This is a genomic window from Pantoea sp. Ft-CA_14, assembly GCF_024520875.1.
Classification (GTDB): Bacteria; Pseudomonadota; Gammaproteobacteria; order Enterobacterales; family Enterobacteriaceae; genus Pantoea; species Pantoea agglomerans.
This window is the reverse complement of the sequence record NZ_JALNPM010000004.1, coordinates 37,687-61,737: the sequence shown is the minus strand read 5'-3', so window position 1 is coordinate 61,737 and position 24,051 is coordinate 37,687. Positions and strand designations below refer to the sequence as shown.

Sequence of the window (24,051 nt, the reverse complement as noted above, 5' to 3'; positions counted from 1 at the left end):
TGCAAGATGCAAGAAGGGGCCAACCGAGAGGTTGGCTCTTTTGCGTTATTTTTTCCTGATAATCGCATTCAGCCAGACTTCGTCGCCACGTCCCGCTCGTACATCACCGGTCTGCCAGATTGTTTCTGTTTCAAGGGCGAACCTATTTACCGCTGCGTCCTCAGAACCAGCCTCTCTTTTTATCCCTATCTTATTTGTAGCCAGAATGTCACCGCCAAGTGTATTAACCCCATCTATCAGTTTCTGTAAGCCAGCCACATCCATATCTGTAAATCTGCGCCCATCCTTTTCCCGTTCGCCGCGGCCATATTTAAAAGAGAGATACCCTACGGCGCCAGGCTTCAGCGCCATTGCCAGTTTTGTTATGACGCCGGGTAGTTCAGCTTCGGAAACATGCAGCAGCGAGGCGCAGCACCAGATACCGTCATATCTTTCAACCGCATCCACATCCTGAAAGCGCATCTGCGCTACAGGCTTTCCGGATAACTGGCGGGCCAGCGCAACCAGCTCCGCCGAGGCATCAAAGGCTTCGACGATAAAACCCATTTCGCTGAAGGCTTTAACGTCACGACCTGAACCGCAGCCTGCATCAAGAATGCGAGCGCCCGGCGGCAGGCAGTCAATAAAAGGCGGGTAAAGCGCAGACATATCCACGCTTGCCGTATCGGTAAAAAATCGTTGAGCATTCTGTCGGTAATAATCTTCGTTGCTCAAAACAGGCTGTCCCCTTGTGCCGCTGGCTGCCACTCGTGGAGCAGGGAAAATTTTGCCGTATCCCAGCTGTTTTGCAGGAAACTGTGCCGCAGTATCGGCGTTGCGCCGGTCTGGCGGATTAACGTCTCCCGCAGTGGCAGATGACTGTTAATAAAGTATTCGTTTCGATCATGCAGTCGCTGCAAAAGTGTTATCGAAGGGATACGTGCAAACTTACCCTGAGCGCCGCGATTACAGGTCTGGCAGGCCAGCACCAGATTCCAGACGCCGTTGAGGTTGCCGATTTGCTCGCTGAGCATCAGCGGCAGAAAGTGATCGACATCCGCCAGGTTCTCTTCGCCGCCCGTCACGCCAATGGCACGGAAGCAATAAAAGCACCGGCCTTTCTGGTAGCCGTTCAGGCTGCTGCGGCAGCTGGTAATGGTGACGCGGCGACCGCTCTGACGGCTGAAAAGCATCTTGTCATTATCGTCATAATCAACCGCAATCAGGTTGCGTGAAACGTTCATCGCCCAGGCTTCTTCTACCAGCCGCCATCTGGCATCCGTTTCCGCTTTCAGACTGGCAAACTGTTCGTTTTCCGTCAGCTGATAAAAGTTATCCGTAAGCCTAATGCCTTTATGGCTTCGCCGTTCATCCATGAAAAAGCGTTTGTCGATCTCGGCGTGATTCACATTATGAAAAGCATCGATGACGTTTGCGAACCCGCGCTTAACGGTAATAGCAATTAATTGCTCTTCGCTGATTTCGCCTGCGTTGAATTGTCTGCATGCCTCCAGAAACTCGCTGCTTTTGCTGGTGATCTGCTTTGGTGCATGGCGCAGGTGGGCGCATAAATGCCGCACAAAAGGCACGGCCAGCGCTTCCAGCGTAATCAGGTCGTTGTCTGGCTGTTTCAGGTCGTAGAGCGCATGGGCAAGGGCAAATTTATAGGAGGCGACATTTTTGCCAAAAAGGATAACGCCGCGCCAGTAGTTTTCAAGGCGGGGATCGGCCTGGTAAAAGCGCATGCAGGATCCTGTTTTGCGAGACAACTCGAGGAATTCACGTAACAGGATCACATAACAAATGCAGGTAAATGTAAACCGTAAAGGTGGGGAGGAGTTGGGCGTTTCTAAGGGCGAACAGGCGCTGTAAGACAATCAAGACAACATCAGCGTGAGAGGTAAGTAGAGGGAGGATTCTCAGGCTAAAACGTTGGGCCATAGCCGGATTTATTCAGGCAACTCAGTTGTGCGGCAGGTGCGCAGCAATGCCTGTCGCTGGTACGCGTCAGACAGATCGTAGTGCACTGAAAGATGAGCGGGCAGGGCGGTAAAAACGGATAACGGCGTCATATCTTCTTCGATATAATCAGGAAATCTCCGCGCAGACAGGGACATTTACATGCACGAGATTTTTTCTTTTATCGTTCCACTGCTGTCGTTAGCGTTCTTCATTTTGCTCATCTGGTCTTTCTTCAGGCCTTTGCCCCTTAAAAAAGGGCCTCCTCCTTCTCCTGGCGAGATGAAAAAGATATCGGCTAACACTCCGATATTGAAAAAATTGGGCATGAACACGGAAGATTATTACTATGACAGCGACTTCCTGTATCAGCAGCGTGAAGGCGAAACGCTTTGCAAAGTTCCGCTGGAAAATATTATCAGGATAAAAGTTACCGGAACTGAAGTCAGCAGTCGCCGGGTATGGCTGGTTCGTTATGTCACCGGGTCTTATAGCACCGAAAGGGAGTTCAGAGTCCTGAACAACTACACCCTTTTTAATCGGGATTTTGCCGGTTTTCTTGCCGCCGTGAAAGAGGCTAATCCAGCGGCTGAGGTGCAGGAAATGACCTTAGGACGACTGTAAATTGGCAGGATAGCGCGGAGCGCTTTAGCATGAGCAATGATATGGAACCCTCAATGGCGGACGTTATCGCTTTTGTCCGCGATTTTGCAGGATGTAGACGTGAAATAATCGATGAAAATACCTGGCTGGAAAAGGATCTGGGGATTACCGGCGATGATGGTGTTGAATTGCTGGAGGAGGCCGAAAAAGTTTTCGGCGTGAGCTTTTCTGCAGAAGAAGGTGGTTTCAGGAAGGCGTTCTTTCTGAAAGAAAACGAATATCTTTTCCATAGTGAAGGCATCGATTTTTTTGGCATTGTTTATCTTTGCAGACGACTGCGCGGCATTCCTGCGCCTGTTGTCCGCGATCTCTCTGTCGGCCAGTTGCACAGCGTGCTGGTTGAAGCGCTTAACAAAACAGAGAGAGTTACCCGATAGGCGCATCGCCCAGGACGGAGCGTAACCTTTTTTCAAAGCCTGGCGGCGATTAACAATGGCTTTGGGTTCCCTCACACCAATGGTGAAAGAGTGATACCTGTGCTGATATCAGAAATACAACCTGAGGGAATAAAGTGAACTGTAAACCGATGCTTTTCGTACTGGCGGCGTTCTCCCTGTCGGCTCAGGCCGCCCAGAGCGGAAAAACGCTTGAGCACAAAGACTGGGAAGTTGTCTGTGATAACACCCTGACCTGCCGCATTGCAGGTTATGCCAAAGAAGAGGATCCCTCCGGCTCAATCCTGCTCACCCGTGCCGCTGGACCTGCAACGGAGCCAGTGGGAGAAGTGACGCTGGGCGACACCGAAGATGACAGCGAACCGGCAGAAAAGCTGACGCTGTGGATCGATGGTAAATCAGCAGGCGATCTGGTGGCGGCTGACGATAACTGGCGGCTTTCGGCAAGTCAGACCGCTGCGGTAATCAGCGCCGTCAAAGGCAGCGGTAAAGTCGAATTTAAAGGCGGCACAAAGCCTTTCCTGCTTTCCGGCGAGGGCGCTTATGCCGTGCTGCTGAAAGCGGACGACGTGCAGGGCCGTATCGGCACGCCAGGTGCACTCACCAAAAAGGGCAATAAGCCGGAAAGCAGCGTGGCTAAGGCTGTGCCCGCACCGGTTATTCAGGCGGCAAAAACCCTCAGCGGCGAACCCCGTTTGCTGACCGCACCAGAAATCGACGCACTGAAAACCCGACTGCTTTCGACGGTCAATCACAATGACGATGACACGTGCGACAGCCTGTATTCACCTGCAGAAAACAGTGATCCGGAAACCGATGGACTCACGCTTACGCCACTGGACGACACACACGCCTTGCTTTCGGCGCTCTGCTGGCGTGCCGCTTATAACGAAGGATATGGCTACTGGGTCATCGATAACCAACTCAAAGGCAAGCCGGTGCTGGTGACCATTTCCGGATCGGATTACGACAAGGGCGAGATTACCAATGTGCAGAAAGGCCGGGGTATCGGGGACTGTATGAGCCAGGAAAGCTGGGTATGGGACGGCAAGACTTTCCGCAAAAGCTATGACGGCGGGACCGGTATGTGTCGTTATATCCATGCGGGCGGCACCTGGGATCTGCCCACGCTAGTAACGGATGTGAAGCCTGTTTCGGGGTAAAGCTTTTGATATGCCAGTGAAACATGATGGCTGACGTGAGTGCTTTGCAGCGGGCGAGGGTGAGTGAAGAATTTCTGACAAGGATTTCACACAGTGTCCCGGAGAACCCAAGAGACGGTTTTTTCAGCAGTTGCACCACTGCCTGCGGATAAGGGTTGCGGAAACAGGGGGTAACGGTATAATCCACAACGTTTTCCGCATACCCTTCAGTGCCGAAGTGGCGAAATCGGTAGACGCAGTTGATTCAAAATCAACCGCCGCGAGGCGTGCCGGTTCGATTCCGGCCTTCGGCACCAGGTATGGAAATTAAAGTCGCTCATGGGCGGCTTTTTTTGTGTCTGAAATCCGATGTTTACCTATCACTAAATTATCACTTAAATCTAAAGGTATGATTGCTTTCCTAAACTATTATTGTGGAAGGGCTGTATATATCTTGATCTGCAATGATGAGCAAGTTTCTTGGATGCAAATTGGTAGAAAAGGATTACGCTGTTTTACTACTCAAAAATCAACCCTGGTAATGACATGTGAATTGTTTGCCATATCCGTTTAATTAAAGTTAATCGGCTAGCCTTAATGGGATGGCTGGTTGGTAATTTTTCTCAATGGCATTATCACCAAGAGCAATACATTCACTGATTTTATCGGCAAGAGCGATCCACGAATTCTTTCAATAAGTGGATAATTAATAAGATTACTGAGCTCTACGCTCAATTAGTCATGGATGCTATTGTATAAACGGTTGAGTACAAAACACTATTGCCGCTAGTGTGAATCCCCACAGTAGATTCAGATGTATCATTTAACATAAACTCCAAGGGTACAGGAGAAAGTACCCCTTGTTCTTTAATCATTCAACACAAAGAATGACCTTGCAATTGAGTGTTTGTCACTATTCTATTTAAGTATCATGCTTTATTTTGTTCAATCTTTTGATATAATTGATCGTTGAAAAAAACACTTTTCGACATAAGATGGTACATCTTATTAATGTACGCACAATAAAACCACATGTTTTTAGAAGGATGAATTTAACTCTATGTTTCTCAGTTATGAGACGATTCTCTACATTACCTATTTTTGTCATTACATTGGCAATTTTCCCACCAATAAAAAAAGACATAGCAATAAACCACATCCATCTATAATGAGGGGCATTTTTACTTAAGGATAAACGAGCTTGTTCTTTTAATAAAACTTGGCGGTACCTTAATAATGATGTAGTTACACACTCATTGGCGACAGCGAAACGGTCTGACATGCCTGTTTTATATTTTCCCTCTTGAATGGCATTGCAGTAAGCTGGGGGTGGGGTCTGGCACCATCGAGAAGGTGATGGCAATTGTGTTATTGTTTTTGAAAGAGTCTTATTTGGACATAGTTTTTTATTATAGTCTTGAAGTTCCTGTCTGATTTTCTCCGGAGATACTTGATTACTATAATACTCAGGAATTTTGTAGAAGGTGTCAATATTTTCAGGCATAACATATTCAATAACAGATGATTTTGTACCGGCAATGTTTTCTAGCGTTTCTTGAATGTACGATGCCCACTGACAAGATGACATTTCGTAAAGCCTGTTATTATCACACATGCGGCTATAGTCTTTCACCTGAACAAGAAGATATTTGGCGGCATCATTAATGTCTGTAATTGTTTCCTCATAAGCCGTTTTACCGACAGCAACCTCTCTATCTGATACCCAAAAAATACCGTTACCAACTGCTGTCAGAATGAGAAAAATATCTGTCCACTGTCTGAATTTTTCTCCTGTAGAAAAAATATCGCTAATGATTACGGCTATGATCCAGCCACACAATAGCCCAATGAAACTCAGGCTTGCGAGTCCAGCCGCGTTACCTGTCACACCTGTACCTCCTATTGCATAGGTCAATGGTAACCACTGGATAGCTGGAAGAAGATGAAAGAGTGATAATAGCCCTGGAATTATAATAAGTACAAAAGAAATGATGAGACCTTTTTTTCTGGCAAGTATCCATGAGCTCAAGAAAACGAAGGGTAATAATAAAATAAAGAGCTCAAGAAAGCCGCCTCCTAAGATAACTGCAACTTTATTGGGAGACCAGTAGCTGCTCAAAAGAGCACCCTGTGCGTTCGTTTCTACAAAGTTGGTACTAATCACTCCCATCCCATCCAGTGTTTGCAATAAGGCATATCCAGCGCTGTAGCAAAGCATTATGTAGGGATAAAAGAATAGGATCATAATTTACTCTCTTTTCTTACTTTTTCTATCGTTTTTATAGCATATTCGATTCGTTCTTTAATATGGCTAAAGTCGAACATTGTCAATTTTTAGCCCTATTTAGAACCAATAACAACTAAATCTGCCATCGTTGTTTTTTTGATAAACAGCGCCGTGCTGCCAAGTAGCTTAAGGCCTTCTTCATTAATTTTTCTTACTCTAAGCCCTGGTTGAACAATAACAACTTGGAATTTAAGAGGTGTGATTCTGGAGCGCTCTTTCATAGCAGTAAGGTCTTTTATTGTGCCTTTCAGAAAGCGAGAATGGCCACGCGATCGCCACTTCTCCTCGCGACGCTTAATATGGTGGTATAGATAGGAAAGATTCAGGTGTTTCCAACGAATGCATCTCTGTGCCTGCCCACATACTTCGTAAAGGTCTATAAGTCTGGCTCCTGCTTCTTCTGAACCTGAATATTTGCAATGGATTAAAGAGAGAACAATACAGTCATCAACTATTTTCAACCCCACTAAATCTGCTGACTCACCTTTCCCATCATCATTAATAATGACATCGTAATTATCTTTAATTTCACAGTACCAACGCCATTGGATGGATAATGGATCACGAGTATAGCCCATTGATTCCACTCGAACATCAGTTCCTTTCCAATCAAAAGCTACAATTTCGTCTTTGTCATAAAGGCCAATATTTTGGCTTACATGGACTATATGAGCGTTGTATGAAAATGAACCATCGGAGTAATGAATCATTACTGGATCAATTTCCATATATTCTGATAGTGATACCGGTTCAGATTCACCACGCTGTACAAAAACTTCAGGGCCAGATATCAACTGATAGGCATAGCCTTTTGCTGTAGCGCTTCCCGTGAGACATAATTTATATTCAGATGACGTTTCATCTGTAGAGAAAATGAGTCGCACATTACCATCTTCAAACTTTCCAGCAGTCCTAACCTCTACTAAATATAAATGAGCAGATACAGTATCAAAATGAAAAATAACTTTATCTTCGAACGCAGTAAGCAAATACTCACCCCATTGAGCTGATATTGGATATTCATTATAGGGTTCAAGTAATGGGACAGGACGCAAAAAGTTACGCGTAAGGTTGTTTGGATCCGGTTCAGAACTAAAAATTTTGTCCCAGGCTTTCTTAACCCAGCTGCACCAATCAGCAATGCTGCCACCTTTTTGTGGTGACCAGACTTTACCTTTGCGTTGGGAGCATCCCCAAATTACACGGTTTCCGGATTCATAACCTAATGCAGCAATATTACTTAAGCTTGATTGAGATGCTTCAATTAATGACAGCCCCTCAGTGACATTTGGGCCAAAGTATTGAGTAAAGCTGATTGCTCCAATTTGGGATGCGCCTAAATTTCTTGCCAAAGGATATTCAATACCATTAAATACATTAAAGACTTTTTCACCACTGACAACTTCAAATTTATCATCACAAATAGTACTGACTAGATTCTCAACTCGAAATGCTTTATAGTCATTTGAAAATATAAACAAGGCGGATCTGCTTTGATCCCAATGAGCAATTAGAATTTTATAATTGGTATCTTTAAGATCTTTGTAGTTTCCCCACCGGACTGAAGTTGCCTGTACAGCTAGCACAACAAGCAAATTCTCATCTTCAGCTATTGCATGCCAGGATTCATCGAATCTAGGCAGTTTCTCCTTGTATCTTTCAGGCTCCCAATTGTCACAGTACGTTTTAAATAACATGACAGAACAACTTGGCTCAAGATTCCAGAGAGAAATCTGATCGTGTAAATCACCTTTCCTTTTTAAGGCATCCACGACCTCTTGCAACCTAATCTCTCTAGCAATTCGTCCTTCAGAGAGTCGCCTTAATACGTTATCCCAATCGGCATCTGTTGAATATAGATGCTGTAATTCACCTTCAACATTAGGGTCCGCAACATTCATGACTACACTGGCTTGACCAATTTTCTGTGCTTTATTGACACGAGTAAATCGGCCAATGAACTGCAAAGTTACTGCAAGAGACTTATGATGATCATGTAAAGCTGCAATTTTCAGGTTGGGTAGATCATAACCTTCTCCCAACATGTCTACGCAAATAACGATTCTTGATTGTCTTGATAATAATTTATTAAGACGTTTTTTTATTTCCGTTTTAGGATAATCAGAATGAACAACGATTGGATTAAAATTCGGTACAATATTCTGATAAATAGTAAATATTTGTTCTGCTCGCTGCTTATTGCTAGTACGGGCCATAATCAAATGATCAAGGCCATTATTTAAGTCTATGCGCAGTTGACCAACGGCTGTATCTGCGATTGCGTGATCCATAAGGTCAGAGTAATACTCTTCTACAGGCAGCAAATTTACATTTGTAAAATAGCCAGCTCGTTGGGCTTCCCCCATCGTGTAGTTATAGATAATTTTTCCACCAAGGGACTTCTTATCATTCCTAAAGGGGGTAGCTGTAAACTGCACAACACGTTTGTCTTTAAATCGTTCACGAATTGTTTGCCAAGATGAGGCTGAGATATGATGAGCCTCATCAACAAAAAGATGGCTACACGACTCGCAAAGTGTATTTAATGCTGCTTCGGAGCAGGCAGACAAAACGCTGGTCGTAGCAACCAAGACGTTTGATTCTAAAGCTAATTGCTTAGCCTCTTCCGCTACCTGAATTCCCTTCTTAATAATAGCTACATTAGGGAGTGCAATGTTAGGCGGAACGACTTTTAGCTCTGGTAAATATCCTAAATCTATGAACTTTTTGGATATTTGTGTTCGGAGGGAGTCAGATGGGACTATGAGCAAAATTCGCTCGCATCGCTGGTATATCATGGTAGCCAGCATTGTTTCCGTTTTTCCCGTTCCAGTGGGCAGTACGACGGTAGCTGGTTCTACCTGCAAATCAGTAGCGAAATAGCCTGCGATTGCATGAAGTGCACCCAGTTGGGGTTTTCTAAGACCTGGATAATGGCGCTCTGGATCGTCTTCTCTAAACTGAAATTGATGATGCCATTGTTCATTAATTTCATCAGGTGAAGTGCTAAATGCTTGCTCTGGAAATTGCTCCCAGATTAATTCAGTATCTTCTCGCCATTTTTCGAATGTAAATGGTTCCTTAGCTTTAAGAGAAGCTACACCATCTGAGCATTTCCCTCTGGAATTTGGATCTTTCAAATAGATATAGTCTAGAGGAGGCTTTAGACCCGTAACAAGTTCAAAATATCCTGGGAAACGTGCATTTCTGACTTGAGCCGATACTGTTGTTGAGCGGCAAAGTAACTTATGAACTAAATTCCCACCAACTTTTCGTGCAGGAACAGCTTGCGCAGGCAAGGTGATTTTAATTGTTAACAGGTCGAAGAGTTCCATTTGAACTTACTCCTATAGATATCCTGAAAATATCTTTTGGTTTAACATTGTGTATAATTTTGTGAACGAATTGCAAGAATACGGGAGATTCATGACTGAATTTCTAATTTCAACGAATTTTTTTTGTAGGGATATTGGAGGCATGTAAATATCAAGTGACTCAATCCCACCTTGGCTAATAGTATACTGGCCCGCAGATGTTTTGATTTTCCTTGATATTATTCTTTTTCCACTTTCATGATTGAAAAAATAAGATAAAAATATTGGTTCATATTCTTTACTGATTTTTAATCTTATTAAATGATCGTTGTGATAAACATTTTCTTTATATCCTTCAAAAACGGCAGAGCGTCCAACGTAATCTGGATTTCCATTTACACGAATAAAAAGGATATCCCCGTTAGCAACTAAAAAACGCTCTTTTTCGGGAGTTGTTAATTTGATTCTATTCAAATTATTATCGAAGCGAATCCCTTCATAATGAACATCTTGCAGTCTAAGTACCACTTCCCCAGTATTCTCGCTTTCTTTCCTTCTGCGTGATAATCCATTATTTGCATGAATAATGTGTTGACCTAACGGTCTAACATCCCATCCCATGGGATTTGATACTGGATCGCCGAACATTTTCAAAAAGGTAGCGCGCAAAAAATCATCAGCCAATTTGATAGCTTGTTCGCGTTTTTGGCGTATATCAGCAGCTTTATCAAGAATCTCCGCGATACGCTTTTGTTCACTTAAAGAAGGCAGAGGAACTTCCAATGATTTAATCAATCCTTGGCTAATATTAGGTTGAGCTCCACCAACCGCATTTTCGACAAAATAGCTGAACTTGCTCTTCAAGAAGTAATAGAGATACTTCATATCAGCAATTGTCGTATCTGGCCTAATATTGCAGATAGCTTGATTCGTGGCTGCATTAATTCCTAAAATTGCTAAGCGGCCAACAGTGGCTCCATACATTGCTATTAAGATTGAGTCTTTCTCAACTATTTTAGCGCTGCTATTTTCTAGCCCTGCGGCTGTAATGTACTCATTTGCGTCATAAATTGTTGAATCTTTAAGGTCTCCTGATTTAATCCAAGGGATATCTCCCCCCTCATAATACTCAGGCTTTGACCTACTGGGTGTTCCACCGCTACCGGTGCTACAAAAATCCTCAATTTTTAAATAACGCCAACTCACAGCATCCCCTCCAGCTCATCCAAATCCGCCAGAATCTCTTTCTCCAAGTCCTTCAGGCGTATCAGTATCACCTTCGGATCTTCATATTCCTCAGCCTGATACACCACCTCTTTGTAACGGTTTATAGAGAGATCGTATTTTTGCGCCGCAAGCTCCTCCTTTGGCACAACAAACGCCGCCTGAGTGCGATCTTTAAAATCAACGTCAGTATCAATCCCTTCCGGTTGCTGCTGTTTCAGCAACGAGGCTAATTTCTCGCCCATAAAGTTATCAACCGGTAGTCCGCGCAAAGTACGGTAATGCTTCCAGCTTGCCAGCAGATGCGGCAGGTCGTTATCTTTTATCGGGTTACGCTTATCATCCAGGCTGTAGCCGTCATTTTGTAGATCGTAGAACCAGACCTCATCCGTCTGACCGCCTTTGGTAAAGATCAGGATCGCCGTTGCCACGCCAGCGTAAGGCTTAAATACACCGGAAGGCAGGTTGATCACCGCTTCCAGTTGGTTATCTTCCACCAGCGTTTTACGCAGCGACTGGTGCGCTTTGCTGGAACCAAACAATACGCCCTGCGGCACGATAGTGGCACTGCGTCCGCCAACTTTCAGCATTTGCAGAATGCGCGCCAGGAACAGCAGCTCAGTTTTCTTGGTTTTCACCATCGCCGACAGCGTGGCGTCGATATCTTCCTCATCCAGTGAACCAGTAAACGGCGGGTTCGCCAGAATTAGGTTGAATGCGTTTCTACTGGCCTGCGGGAAATTGGTGCTGAAGCTTTGGCTCATGGTGTCCTGATAATGAATATCCGGCTCTTCAACTCCGTGCATAATCAGGTTCATGGCGGCAATACGCAGCATGGTGGTATCAAAGTCGTAACCGTGGAACATGTTGTTATCCACATGGTCACGCCACGGTGTCAGCAGATCGCCGGTAAAGATTTTTTGCTCTTCTAATTCGCCGCGTTCGTTGGTGCCAATCTCGGTATGAATGGACTCCAGTGAACTGTATTTCTCCAGCAGGTACTCATAACTGGTTGCCAGAAAACCACCAGTGCCACAGGCCGGATCGCAGATCGTTTCACCACGTGCCGGGTTTGGCTCCATCATTTCAACCATTGTGCGGATAATGTGGCGTGGCGTGCGGAACTGACCGTTGATTCCGGCGGTGGTCAGTTTGCTTAACAGGTATTCGTAGAGATCGCCTTTGGTGTCGCCACGATCCAGCGGCAGGTTTTTGATCACCTCCACGGCTTTGGTCAGCAGTGACGGTTTAACAATCTCCAGGCGAGCATCTTTCATAAAGTTGCCCAGCAGCGTCACTTTCGTATCTTCAGCTTGCCCAAGCTGACGGAAATGCTGGAACACGCCGTCGCGCACAACTTCCATCATCTCGTCCGAGCCAAGGTTGCTGTAGTGGCTGAAGCGGAACTCCTGCTGCTCAGGCGCAAAGCGTGGTTTAAAATCAACGCCTGCGATTTGCTTACGCTTCTCGTCCCGTTGTTCCTGGGTATCCAGCATCCTGGAGTACATCAGGTAGGTGATCTGTTCGATAACGGTCAGCGGGTTTGTGATACCACCTACCCAGAAATCTTCCCACAGCCCGTCGATTTTACTTTTTAAGTCACCGGTGATCATTGTTAACGTCTATACCCTGTTATAAATACAAAAGCCCCGCTGCCGGGGCTTGTCATGTGTGTATTATACCGTCGCTGCGTCGGTCACAACACCCAGCTCTTCGACTATCTTTTGCAACCGGACGATCTGCTCTAGATCCGGGAATACGCCAGTAACGCCTTCGTTGTGGATATGAGTAAACGGCTGTTCAAAGAGTTGCCGCATCTCAATGGTGCCGTAATCGCGGATGTGGTTTTTCAGCAATGACAGGAAGCGCAGTTGCTGGCTGGTCAGGCTGTTGTCAGCTGCGAACTGTGCAAAACGTACTTCTACCGCGTCGCTGTCCATCCCGATGATAGTACGTAAAAGTTTATCCAGGCTGGCGGTTGCCTGCGGATAGAACTCTTTCAGCGCCCGAATATCAACGTTAGGGTTCTGGATCAGCACCAGCTTAGCCAGTTCATCCAGCTCGCTTTGCGTCACCGGCTCCCCGTTGCGGATTTTCTTCAGTACCGGATTTTGCTGGAACAGCGGCTCCAGCGCTCCCTGAACCTGCTGACGATACAGTTTGAAATCAATCGAGCGGATGTTGGTTTTGCGGGTTTCCGTCTGGATTAGGTTCGCATCTTCGGTAATATCCACCTGTATCGAACCAAATTTTGGCGTCGCATCTTTCTCCATCAGGTGCATTATACCGCGCAGATGAATGCGGATATCCTCCAGCTCTTCCAGGCTGGCTTGCTTCCACCAGCCTAAATCACGAAGTTGATTAATCCGTTGTCCCTGTTGCTGCACCTGAGTCAGATGCGGCGGCAGACGTTCCACTTTCTCGATGATGACCGGCCAGAGCACATCCAGCTCTTCCGGGTTGGTATAACGGGCAGTTTGCGCCGCCAGAATATCCATATCAAAGCGCATGGCATCGCTTTGCCCGCGAACGTCCAGCCACTGCATCAGAGGGGCCAGGACAGATAGCAGATCCTGTTGTGTTTTCGGGGAAAGCTGGCGCAGCACTTTTTCATCGCTGTACTGCGCTTTTTGCTGCCACTTTTCCTGCACGGCAATCGACTTTTCATCCAGCGCGTTGATCTGCTCGCGGAGCTGGTGAGCGACTAAATCCACCGCCTGTTTGTCGAACTTACGCTGCGCAGTAGCCCCCAGCATAACCCACGCTTCAAAGCGTTTTTGCGCCAGCGATTTTGTCGCTGTGACTTCGGCCTCTTCGGTATGCAGCTCGTGATACTCAAAATTGCCCCAGTGATCGAAGATACGGAATTTTTGTTTATCCAGCGGTTTGCCGTTGTCATCGTAGCCGTACAGCCCCGCGCAGAGGCGCGTACCACGGCCAATCATCTGCCAGAACTTCACTTTCGATTTGACCGGCTTGGCAAAGACCAGATTCACAATTTCCGGGACATCAATGCCGGTATCGAGCATGTCAACAGAGATAGCGATAGTCAGCTCTTTGTTGGTGCTTTCGTCCAGTCCTTTAAAATCGTCGATCAGTTGCTCGGCACGGGGGTCATAGTTGTCGATGACCTGACAGAAGCGTCCGGCAAACTGCGGGTACATGTCGTCGAACAACTCATTCAGCAACAGCGCGTGTTTATGATTACGGGCGAAAATAATGGTTTTACCAGGCAGTTGGCCGTCCTGATCTTTCAGGCCGTTTTCCATCAAGTTACGCAAGATATAGCGGTTGGTGTCTTTGTTGTAGATCGCCTCATCCAGCGCCTTGCCATCAAATTCCAGCGTATTAGGATCGATACCCTGTTCTTCAAGTTCGCGGATTTGTGCGTCGCTTAATTTCTCCCGTTTGATGCCTTCGCGCAGGAATTCAGTTGTGTGCGTGACAACCTCATAGGGAACCAGATTGTTATCGGCGATGGCATCTTCCAGGCTGTAGTTGGCGGTAGGGATACGTCCTTCACAACCAAACAGGCCGAAAGTGGTTTTGCTCACCATGTCGATTGGCGTAGCTGTCAGGCCAATCTGGAGGGCATCAAAATACTTAAACAGATCGCCGTAAACGTTATAGATCGAACGATGGGATTCATCGGCGATGATCAGATCGAAATAACCGACATCGAAATGGTCCATGATTTTCATCATGCCAGGATAGGTAGCGATGTAGATTCTGGCATTCTGCCTATCTGCTTTTTTCGATTTCCCGACCACATACAGCGGCTCATTGGTGAATTGATTGAAGGCATTCGCCGCCTGTTTGCGCAGCTCTTTACGGTCGCAAAGGAACAGAACGCGTTTTACCCAACGGGCATCAATCATCAGTTTGCTCAGTGCAATCGCTACACGGGTTTTACCAGTGCCGGTGGCCTGAACGATTAATGACTGACGATATTTATTGGTAAACCGTTCGCTGACGCGGGCAATGGTTTCAAGCTGATACAAACGTCCGGCAACGGCCTTACCTTCGTTATCTTTAACGTGCGGGACACTATTCAGCGGGAGACGGGTTTCACGTTGCTGAATAAGATATTGCAGGCTTTCCATGCTGTAGAAGCCAAATACCCGGCGCGGAGGATAGCCATGAGTTTTATGGTCGTCCCACAGCCAGATGTCGTAGCCGTTGGTGTAGAAAATGACCGGACGCTGACCATATTCTTTTTCCAGCCAGTCTGCATACAACCGGGCCTGAATTCGCCCTTGCTCGGCATTGACGCTGGTTTTTTTTGCTTCCACCACCGCCAGCGGTTTATGTGCCTCATCCCACAAGACATAGTCCGCATAACCGTCACCGGTCGCGGTAGGCTGTTCTTTAACGGGGTGTTCCTGCGTAACCTGATCGGTATTGTTAAGCTCTTCCCCTACATTCCAGTCGGCGGCAAGCAGGCGAGAATCAATCAGGCGGCGGCGGGTTTCCGCTTCATCAATAGAGAGGATATCGGCAACATGCTGGTTGCGAGCTCTGGCTTCATTCAGGCGCTGGGTGAGGTGTTCGGCCTTTTCCTGCTCTTGCTGTAGTGCACGTTGTAACGCCAGTTCACGCTCACGGCTTTCATCTTGAGCTCTGATTGCATCTTCCAGACGTTTTTCATCTGCACGACCTGAAGATTGCGTTAATGGAGGAAGAGAAAATTTGGGGCAGTTATCAACATTACCGTGGGCATAACGAACATACAGCCAAACTCCCAGTAAATACGCTTCCTTTAACAGCCAGTAAGTATCTTTAGCTTTGATACGTCCGCCGTGCGCGGCGCGGTTACCGTGTATACGCAGTGCATCCAATTTCATGATGATGGCTTCCGGCATCATGCTGGTAAACACATCGGCGTTCATTAAATCGTACAGATTCGCCTTGATGCCTTCCGGCAGTCTTTCTTGGCGGTACAACCAGCGCACCATTAATTCGGTATAGTTGCGAAGCTTAACTAGGCTGCTTTCCGGGTCTGTGTGGACATAGCGTTCTGCCATTAACCCCAGATCTGCCAGTTCCGGCCACTGGCTACGCAACATTTCAAAATTGAGAGACTGCTCCATCAATCATCGCCTTATGTCGTGGATACAACAGGATTTCTGGAAATAATATCACACTAATTTGGCTGACGAAGTGAGTCGGATGGCATATGGTGATTACGAATTGGTTGGAATAACAAATTAATGTAGATCAAGCATCTATTTATTACGGCCTGCAGCGTGATTCTTTTAAACTTTGGGCTCAGAATAGTCTTTTAGACGAAAATGGTTCAGGAGCATTTCACCATTATGACTACTCTCGTTTTTTCCTATTCTCATGCGGATGAAGCACAACGCAATGAGCTAGAGAAGCATCTCTCCCCGCTAAAGCGAATGGGGAAAATCACCACATGGCACGATCGCCGAATCGTTCCTGGACAAGAGTTTGAACATCAGATCGATCACTATTTTTCGCAGGCAGATATTATCCTGTTGCTAATTAGCAGTGATTTCATCGCTTCTGACTATTGTTACCAGGTGGAGATGACCAATGCACTGGAGCGGCATAAAAGGGGCGAGGCGGTGGTCATTCCAGTGATCTTAAGAGAGTGTGCCTGGCATCAGTTGCCATTTGGCAGCATTATGGCGGCGACAATCGACGGTAAAGCTATAAGCAAGTTTGCCAGCCACGATGAGGGATATGTTCAGGTCGTCGATGCTGTTTCTCGAGCCATTGCCAATTTAGAAACGAAAAAGCCGCAGCAGATTGTGCCCGCACCAGCTCCGGCTAACCCAATGCTTCAGGCGACGGATACAGTGTTTACGCCACGTTCCAGCAATCTTTCTCTGCCAAAGAATTTTACTGACCTCGATAAAGATCGTGCCCGTCGCGAAGGTTTTGAGTATGTTGCTCGTTATTTTGCAAACTCACTGGATGAACTCAAAAAGCGCCATGCAGGGCTAGACGTTGATTTCCATCAACCTGATAACGATTCCTTCACATGTGCCGTGTATATCAACGGTGGCAAGGTTGGTCAGTGCGGAATCTGGTGTGGCAGTCGTAATATGGGATTCGGGGATATCTGCTACAGTCAAAGCGGTGTGACTCGTAATAGTTGCAATGAAAGTCTTTGTGTTGCAGATAATGGGCAAACACTTGGGTTCCGCACCTTGATGGGATTGGGCTACAGCAACTCAAGGGATTTGTTATTGACTAACGAAGGTATGGCAGAGCATCTATGGGATATGTTCTTTAGTCCTATTCAGCAGCGTAATCGATAATTGCAGACCGTATCAGCAAAATTGATACGGTCTATGTTGATGATCAGCCAAAGCCCATCTCGGTTAAGGTAATGGCAGAATCCTATATTCCACCTCGATAATTGCTTTGAAAAATGGCCGAGCGGATCACCGCCCTTAGCGCTAACATATCGTTAACTCGCACTGTTTCTTCCTTAGTCTGATATCTATCAGCAACACGAGGTAATTTTCATGATGACACATACTAGATTATCTCAATATCACTCAGAACATAGTTGCCCTAGGAACAGATTGGCAAACTAATTTGACCTGCATCCCATTGATATTTCCCAGTGATTGGTATCCTTACGCATATACACTGTACGGTAGTAATGATGAGGCTTCGTTATAAACAGTATGTACTATCCCATCGTTCATTACTTTGAATAGTATGTTCTCAACATTGCTAAATTCTGGATTACCCCGTTTTGCAAGTGTGCTATCCAGAATTATTTATGTTTAATGTGTGTGTTTTTGCCGTAATTTTTAATACATTAACTTCACTATTATTCTTCTTTATTTCAGTGCATCCGGTTGGAGTAAATCATCGTTTTTGAAGTCAAAATAACCCAGCGTTACCATATGTGAATTATTCCATATAGCATAATCTGCAATATCACCCGGCTTACTCATTTTATATACACAGTAATAGTATGGCTGATATTTACGACACTCGTGAATGTTGTAGTTTAAATCTGCTTTGTCAGAGGAATATCTCACCTTTTACGCTTAGAACAGCTCTTCGCCTACGCCGACACCATTGAAAAACAGGTCAACAGTGCGCTCTTACGCATTAACAACCTGACGCAATCCATCCTGGCGAAAGCATTCCGTGCTGAACTCACCGCGCAGTGGCGGGCAGAAAAACCGGAACTAATCAGTGCTGAAAACAGTGCTACCAGTATTACTGGAAAAAATTAAAGCCGAGCGTGCAGCCAGTATAGGTAAAAAATCCTGATTCTTAATTTTTTTTGCGCACCTTAATGGCGCGCTTCTTATTATTTAATTCCAGCTAAATCTTAATATTTATATCCAAATGATTTTATAAATAGCTTATTTCACGCTGGACTTACCGTCTTTTTCCTGATGATATATACAGGTATTTAGCGCGGCGCGGATGTGCGCCAACACACCCGCGCCGCTAATCACAATCACTATTGAAAAGGAATAGTAATCATGACTGACGCCCATTCTATTGCACAACCGACCGAACCAGAAGTCTCTCCTGCAGATAACCGGCAATTAACCGTTAGCTATGCAAGCCGCTATCCGGATTACAGCCGTATACCCGCCATCACTATGAAAGGACAATGGCTGGAAGCTGCCGGTTTTGCCACGGGCACAGCAGTAGATGTAAAGGTAATGGAAGGTTGTATTGTGCTCACCGCCCGGCAGGAGAGCGAACTGATGCAGTCGCTGCGCCAGGTATGCAAGCTGTCGGCGCGGAAACAAAAGCAGGTGCAGGAGTTTATTCAGGTTATTGCCGGTAAACAGAAAGTCGTCTGAGTGTAAAACCGCTCCCGACATCGTATCGGGAGCGGTTAAATGTCAGGATGCGATCACTTCCACAAATACATCAGTTGCCTAACTTTCTTCGCTGTTGACCACATTTCCCTCCTTGCAGACCAGCGCCTTATTACCTGACCGCAAAGAAACGTTATCGCTGAACTTAAAGCTATACCGCTGAGATACAAAGTTAATGCACGGTATCCCATTCCCTGATCGAAGCGAATATTCAATACCTGGCCATCTTCAGCGGTCATCGCCAGCTTACGATGATATTAAATATTACGAGGCGAACAGAATGCCATCACTTTGACTGGTTTTGACCTGCTCACCATTAATTAACATATTGCAATGTTAGTGCTGTCTTCATCGGCAATTTGAAGACGTGCGTATAAAAATGGCTTTCCAAATCAGCATCCTTCGTGAGGCCAGAGCCGATTTTTTTTTCCCGAAACTCTCCGTAAGCATACTATTCACAAAGCTACTTTCTAAACCTGGTGCAGGAAATCTGGCGGTAGAATTATAAAGAGTGTTATCTACATTCAGCACTGAGTTATCAAAGTCTATCAGATTTTTCAGCACGTTGGCGAAATAGAAACACAGTAAATATTAGATATATCACTAACTCATGATTGTGTTGAATATTAGACGCAGATCATTTTCATTTTATGATGAGGCATTATGATAAATCACACTCATCTATAAAATGATCAAAGTAGAAGGAGCCAGACATGGCATTAAAAGGAATTTTCACAGTCAATGATGCAGATTACTCACCTTTACTCATGTATGGAATCGGGACGTTTATGGCGTACTCTGGTAACAGGGAATATCGCAATCGTGCAGGATGCATTGCAGTTCCAGACAACGGGCCAATACCTGATGGTTTATATCACATCGTTAAGCGCCCAACCGGTGGCTGGAAAGGTATAATCCGAACTGACTTGCATGATTTCTACTCATGGCCTACTTCAACACCAGTTATCAAGTATGAATGGTTTGCTTTGTATCGTGATGATGGAAGGATAGATGATCATATGTGGGTTAATAATGTAGAGCGAGGGAATTTCAGACTACATCCTCGCGGGCCTCTTGGTGTATCTTTAGGCTGCATCACTTTGCAACACAGAACTGATTTCATCGCTATTCGGCAAGCATTACTCTCTACTTCACAAGTGAAATTACGTAATGGACTAATGTCTTATGGCACAATTGAGGTGGTTTTAAATGGAAGCAAAACGTGTCCCAGCGGGGTTTAGAATCCTTATCGCAGTATCTTTGTTTGTAATGACGTTCCTTCTGGTAAGACCGTCAGATCCATCGACACAAGGAGAGCAGCAGTTTTGGACAGAGTTAGCAAAGCTATTTAATCAACGCGATATTGAGGGTTTCGTGGGTATTGCGCTATTAGTGATATGTACAATGGTAACGCTCATTGGTTATCAGATTATAGTCAGAGCGATTGAGAAGAAAATTAACACTAAGCAATGATTTTATAAGGTGTGAATTAATTCTGGCAGAAGTTGAAAAATTAATTACAAATTTAATGACGTAAATTCGCTCACATTGTGCATTAAATTATTAAGACATGTATGGCTAAATCTTAGGTTTTCTTGCCCAAAAATACGTGCATGCGTGATTGATTGAGTTGCATTATAACCTGCTCACCGTTTTCTGGTGTATCCACCACCGGGACATCGGATTTTCGTTGCCTGATTGTTTAATTCACTTTCCTGCAGTCCCATGATCCCCCTGGGAACGAAAGAGACAACACAGGGATGCTTATATGGGATGGAGCCTGTCAGAAAATTGTCTTATTTGCCTGTCGGGGAATAATGTTTCGCCGGAATAGTTTGAACGTATCATCAGCCCTTTTACTACATGGAGCCACGCCGGACAGGACTACCAGTTTGATTATCGCTGACATCACCAGCGCTATAATGTCAATACCCAACCAAAATCCAGCCATCCCCTTGCAGGAACGCTTTCCAGACACGGAGAGCGGTCAAAGGAACAACTAAAAGCCATGATAGAGTGTGGTGATGTGGTATGCCTGAATGATGTGTCTGTTCTGTCCGCCGGGCTGTTTTACATTGCCGACAACGGTAAGTTAATTTGCGGCGATGAAAATGCCTTCAGATTCGGTGGAGCGGAAACATTATCGGTGCGTTTAATCCTGCAGTGAGTAAGCGCGATCACCGACGCTCTGACGGAATACCTGCGCCAACCTCATTAAGGCAGCTCAGCGCGGGAGGCGGGAGACAGCCAGCCAGTAACCTACGGAACGCTTAACATCAAAGGCGTCGGCCGGTTACTCGCTGCTGGCGGTATCTGTAACGATAATAGTGAGGGGTTTCGTATAACGGCTGAACAGTTTGGCGGCGATGTCTTCAGCAACTGATTAGTGTCAGGCGGGGAAACCCCCGGTTAACCTGTATCACAGATTAGATAATAGTTGCTTTAGTCAATGCAAAAGGAAAGCTTGCCCCTTAAAATTATAAAGGGCAATAATTAAACTATAGTTAATTGATGTTTTTCGTATTTTAATATAATTATCGTTTGAGCGCTTATTGCACTCTGTACCCGGCACCTGAAATATCAGATAATCGCGGGTGGGTTTTCCCTGGTGTTGACTTGGTCTTTGACCTCCTGACCGCTAAGCATGGTGAGTGCCCGGTGGTCAGGTACTTTTTTAAGTATAGGGTCTGCGCAGGTGTAATAAAAGCTGTCTTAAAAGACAGGGGTAATGGTTCCCATGTGTGATTATCAGGAATGAATGAATGAATTCTGCTATTGAGTTTTTTTTGCGTGATTACGATGAATTTCCGCCAGAATTATCAACCGAACTCTACCGGCTAAGAAGAAAAACATTTCGTGAGAGGCTCGACTGGAAAGTCGAATGCATTGACGGCATGGAAAAGGATCAATTTGACAACGAAAATACGACTTACCTGCTGGGCATGCATAACGGGAAGTTGCTATGTGGTGCACGGTTTATAGATTCAACGCAGCCGACGATGATGAGCGAAATTTTTCATGAATATTTTGAGGGTATAAGTGGTCTCCCCACAGATATCCCCTGTTGTGAGATTAGCCGGCTGTTTTTAGATAAAGAAAGACGTGACTCTGCAGGCCTTCATGGCTTGCCTGCCAGTAAAGTGTTATTCCTTGCAATGATTTTTTATTGCATGAAGAGAAACTATCGGGGGATGTACGCTGTGGCAAGTCGCGGCATGTATGCAATATTTCGCCATGCGAACTGGAAAATAGAAGTTATTCAGAAAGGCCTTTCTGAAAAAGGAGAAGTTATCTACTACATTTTCATGCCTGCCAGCATGAGCATTGTGGAAGATATTATCACCAGGGACAAAGCCAGTGGCTGGCTTCGTGAGATGTCCCGGCACTTACGCCATCTTTAACCAGTAACGCTGGCTCAGTTGTCCAGCAGCCGGAGCTCCGTCCCTAGTTTTACCGCATGTGTGGCGTTATTCACTCCGAGCTTTTTCATGACGTTGCCCATATGGAATTTTACGGTGCGCTCCGCAATAGATAAAATGACCGCAACTTCGGCGTATGTTTTCCCGGCGCCGACCCACTTAAGTATTTGTCGCTCACGCGGTGACAAAAAAACGTTTTTTTTCTGATGGTGTTGACTGTATAAGTTAAGCGTCTTCTGATGCAAATTAATAAGAAAGCTAACTATTTTCGAACGATTTTTTTCCATATCAATACCAGAATCTTTCTGACTGATAATGGATAGCAAAGCCAGGTTGTTCAGGTAGTCATGCAGAGGGAATGTCTGCCCCTGGAAAATATTATATTGAAAACTTTCATTGAAAATTCGCGTGAGATTGTAGCCGCCTGACAGAATGACGTTGTTTTCCCAATAAAAATCTTCAATACAACGTAAACTCTGAATGATGACAGGATCAATAAACTGATACTTTCTTTCAAGGTATATATCGAACCACTCAGGGTTGTTATTAATAATACGCATCTGTGAAGGGTCTTTCTTGTTCATAATGGCGTAGGCATAGATAATACCCTTGTAATCCTCAAAGAATGCATTCAGTTCATTCTGGATTAACAAATTGATTCTTGTATCGTTGTAGTATGTATCCTTCACGTCAGTTTCTACCTCCGGGATGAGTGGATAAACCAGTATAATCCGCTTCGTTAGCTGTTGCTAATCGTATTTTAAACCAGTTAAAGGACAGTGCAAATCACATCTGCCAGCAATATCCTGGATATTTTTGCTTTACAAAACGGATGGAAAGACCAGCTTACAAGACTACAGATGAATTATCGGGATTCACAAAAATCTGCGGGGACAGCAGGAACATTCGAATAATGATTCGCGATTTTAAGGTATTGCTGACTGGAGTGAACCGACAGCAGCATTTTTCATAACAAAAATCATGCTGGCAGGCGTAATTAAACAGACACCGAGTCAGTACCTGACTGCTGACGGTTTTTAAATCCTGATGCTTATGCTCCCCTTCGGCTCCCCGGCGTTACCGGGTCGTCAGTTCTGCTGCGCTAACCCCTGTGGGTTTCGGACATAGGGCCTGATGGCAAACGTTCAGGTCAACCCTGCAGCCGGTTTAACGCCTGCGCTTTCACTGACCATATAGGTGATGACAAGCGAGTGTTAATCAGCAGGAGGCACATCAGGTCGTGTAAGCAGGCCAGTAACCTGATTACTCTCCTGAACAGTAAGTCTCTATTTTAGTTGACTATTGGTTACTACTGGTTTATGGGATGAGTAAGTGTTTTTTCTATCAGAGGACAGGGCGCATGGGGATGTACAGGGGCAATAATATGTTGCAGGATGTCCCCACGCTTTATCAGAAAAGCGTAACAGGGAAGGGGCGTTAATCATGAAAAACAAGATGATGCTGGGTGCCATATTTCTCTTAACGGGATGCCCTGGGCCTGGCGACCGAATGGTGGAGCGCGAATCTACAACGGCATTTATCAAAGACAAGCAAGTTTGTGTGGTGTCGCCACTGGAGCCACAAGAAAGGATTACTGCCATTCAAATCAACAGCGATAAAAGCAACTCTCTTCACAAGGTTTTTGATGACAAACCTGTTTATGTTCCAAAAGGTGAGTGCCTTCCTGTGTTTGGATTTAAGTTCACAACTGGAGAACGTTACTATTTCGCCTATGATGTTCAATCTGATAAATCAATGTCGCATTTAGTCACTGCTGATTTTTCTTATCCAAAAGAATAGGGGGCATAACGGCCCTTTGATTCTCATAAACGCACGCATG

At 45.3% G+C, this 24,051-nt stretch carries 16 protein-coding genes, 1 tRNA gene and 3 pseudogenes; 11 read left to right on the top strand and 9 right to left on the bottom strand.

Translation table 11 applies throughout. The features are described from left to right. Nucleotides 1-45: 45 nt before the first annotated feature. Together NR195_RS08160 and NR195_RS08155 are read right to left on the bottom strand one after the other, a co-directional pair. The gene (locus tag NR195_RS08160) at nucleotides 46-714 is read right to left on the bottom strand and encodes a bifunctional 2-polyprenyl-6-hydroxyphenol methylase/3-demethylubiquinol 3-O-methyltransferase UbiG (RefSeq protein ID WP_256844401.1); all 669 of its coding nucleotides are present in this window, start codon (nucleotides 712-714) and stop codon (nucleotides 46-48) included. Continuing rightward, entirely contained in the window at nucleotides 711-1,724 is a 1,014-nt protein-coding gene (locus NR195_RS08155) for an HNH endonuclease domain-containing protein (RefSeq protein WP_159226696.1), read from the bottom strand. The genes NR195_RS08160 and NR195_RS08155 overlap by 4 nt, the downstream gene beginning before the upstream one ends. Nucleotides 1,725-2,100: 376 nt before the next feature. Here NR195_RS08155 and NR195_RS08150 point away from each other — a divergent pair, with 376 nt between their 5' ends. From NR195_RS08150 to NR195_RS08135, 4 genes are all read left to right on the top strand, one after another. Next, entirely contained in the window at nucleotides 2,101-2,562 is a 462-nt protein-coding gene (locus NR195_RS08150) for a hypothetical protein (protein ID WP_050679771.1), read from the top strand. 29 nt (nucleotides 2,563-2,591) lie between these two features. Then, nucleotides 2,592-2,978, top strand: a complete 387-nt coding sequence (locus tag NR195_RS08145; RefSeq protein ID WP_122889235.1) for a hypothetical protein — start codon at nucleotides 2,592-2,594, stop codon at nucleotides 2,976-2,978. 149 nt (nucleotides 2,979-3,127) lie between these two features. Then, nucleotides 3,128-4,159: a DUF1176 domain-containing protein gene (locus NR195_RS08140; protein ID WP_256844446.1), complete on the top strand. Its 1,032-nt coding sequence runs from the start codon at nucleotides 3,128-3,130 to the stop codon at nucleotides 4,157-4,159. A 211-nt stretch (nucleotides 4,160-4,370) separates the two neighbouring features. Beyond that, nucleotides 4,371-4,455, top strand: a tRNA-Leu gene (locus NR195_RS08135). A gap of 605 nt (nucleotides 4,456-5,060) precedes the next feature. Here the strand turns inward: NR195_RS08135 and NR195_RS08130 are convergent. The 5 genes from NR195_RS08130 to NR195_RS08110 all read right to left on the bottom strand — a co-directional run bounded on the left by NR195_RS08130 (nucleotide 5,061) and on the right by NR195_RS08110 (nucleotide 16,053). After that, entirely contained in the window at nucleotides 5,061-6,326 is a 1,266-nt protein-coding gene (locus NR195_RS08130) for a hypothetical protein (protein WP_235188739.1), read from the bottom strand. A gap of 152 nt (nucleotides 6,327-6,478) precedes the next feature. Next, nucleotides 6,479-9,760 carry a DEAD/DEAH box helicase gene (locus tag NR195_RS08125; RefSeq protein ID WP_256844400.1) on the bottom strand — a complete coding sequence of 1,094 codons (3,282 nt, stop codon included), beginning with the start codon at nucleotides 9,758-9,760 and terminating at the stop codon, nucleotides 6,479-6,481. A gap of 12 nt (nucleotides 9,761-9,772) precedes the next feature. Then, nucleotides 9,773-10,945, bottom strand: a complete 1,173-nt coding sequence (locus NR195_RS22960) for a restriction endonuclease subunit S (RefSeq protein ID WP_051959686.1) — start codon at nucleotides 10,943-10,945, stop codon at nucleotides 9,773-9,775. Next, nucleotides 10,942-12,576, bottom strand: coding sequence for a class I SAM-dependent DNA methyltransferase (locus NR195_RS08115; protein ID WP_019725280.1), 1,635 nt, complete (start codon nucleotides 12,574-12,576; stop codon nucleotides 10,942-10,944). Before NR195_RS08115 ends, NR195_RS22960 begins: the two co-directional genes overlap by 4 nt. Before the next feature lie 63 nt (nucleotides 12,577-12,639). After that, nucleotides 12,640-16,053, bottom strand: coding sequence for a DEAD/DEAH box helicase family protein (locus tag NR195_RS08110; protein WP_256844399.1), 3,414 nt, complete (start codon nucleotides 16,051-16,053; stop codon nucleotides 12,640-12,642). Between the two features lie 225 nt (nucleotides 16,054-16,278). On the opposite strand from NR195_RS08110, the gene NR195_RS08105 reads away from it, so the two are divergent. From NR195_RS08105 to symE, 3 genes and pseudogenes are all read left to right on the top strand, one after another. Beyond that, entirely contained in the window at nucleotides 16,279-17,250 is a 972-nt protein-coding gene (locus NR195_RS08105; RefSeq protein WP_031593699.1) for a toll/interleukin-1 receptor domain-containing protein, read from the top strand. A 744-nt stretch (nucleotides 17,251-17,994) separates the two neighbouring features. Beyond that, nucleotides 17,995-18,226: pseudogene (locus tag NR195_RS08100) on the top strand (restriction endonuclease subunit S); the annotation flags it as partial. A 218-nt stretch (nucleotides 18,227-18,444) separates the two neighbouring features. After that, nucleotides 18,445-18,774, top strand: a complete 330-nt coding sequence (gene symE / locus NR195_RS08095) for an endoribonuclease SymE (protein WP_033770916.1) — start codon at nucleotides 18,445-18,447, stop codon at nucleotides 18,772-18,774. 78 nt (nucleotides 18,775-18,852) lie between these two features. On the opposite strand, the pseudogene NR195_RS22955 reads toward symE, so the two are convergent. Further along, nucleotides 18,853-19,073 (bottom strand): annotated as a pseudogene (locus NR195_RS22955) (hypothetical protein); the annotation flags it as partial. A 432-nt stretch (nucleotides 19,074-19,505) separates the two neighbouring features. Between NR195_RS22955 and NR195_RS08090 the strand changes: the two are divergent. The 3 genes and pseudogenes from NR195_RS08090 to NR195_RS08080 all read left to right on the top strand — a co-directional run bounded on the left by NR195_RS08090 (nucleotide 19,506) and on the right by NR195_RS08080 (nucleotide 22,193). Then, nucleotides 19,506-20,033, top strand: coding sequence for a DUF2778 domain-containing protein (locus NR195_RS08090; protein WP_256844398.1), 528 nt, complete (start codon nucleotides 19,506-19,508; stop codon nucleotides 20,031-20,033). Between the two features lie 1,019 nt (nucleotides 20,034-21,052). Beyond that, nucleotides 21,053-21,160 (top strand): annotated as a pseudogene (locus tag NR195_RS08085) (hypothetical protein); the annotation flags it as partial. Nucleotides 21,161-21,554: 394 nt separating this feature from the next. After that, nucleotides 21,555-22,193, top strand: coding sequence for an acyl-homoserine-lactone synthase (locus NR195_RS08080; RefSeq protein WP_031593697.1), 639 nt, complete (start codon nucleotides 21,555-21,557; stop codon nucleotides 22,191-22,193). Nucleotides 22,194-22,207: 14 nt separating this feature from the next. Here NR195_RS08080 and NR195_RS08075 read toward each other — a convergent pair whose 3' ends face one another. Further along, nucleotides 22,208-22,900 carry a LuxR family transcriptional regulator gene (locus tag NR195_RS08075; protein WP_256844397.1) on the bottom strand — a complete coding sequence of 231 codons (693 nt, stop codon included), beginning with the start codon at nucleotides 22,898-22,900 and terminating at the stop codon, nucleotides 22,208-22,210. Between the two features lie 754 nt (nucleotides 22,901-23,654). Between NR195_RS08075 and NR195_RS08070 the strand changes: the two genes are divergently transcribed. Next, complete coding sequence (locus tag NR195_RS08070; RefSeq protein WP_256844396.1) at nucleotides 23,655-24,011, top strand: putative T6SS immunity periplasmic lipoprotein; 357 nt, start codon at nucleotides 23,655-23,657, stop codon at nucleotides 24,009-24,011. Nucleotides 24,012-24,051 lie beyond the last annotated feature (40 nt).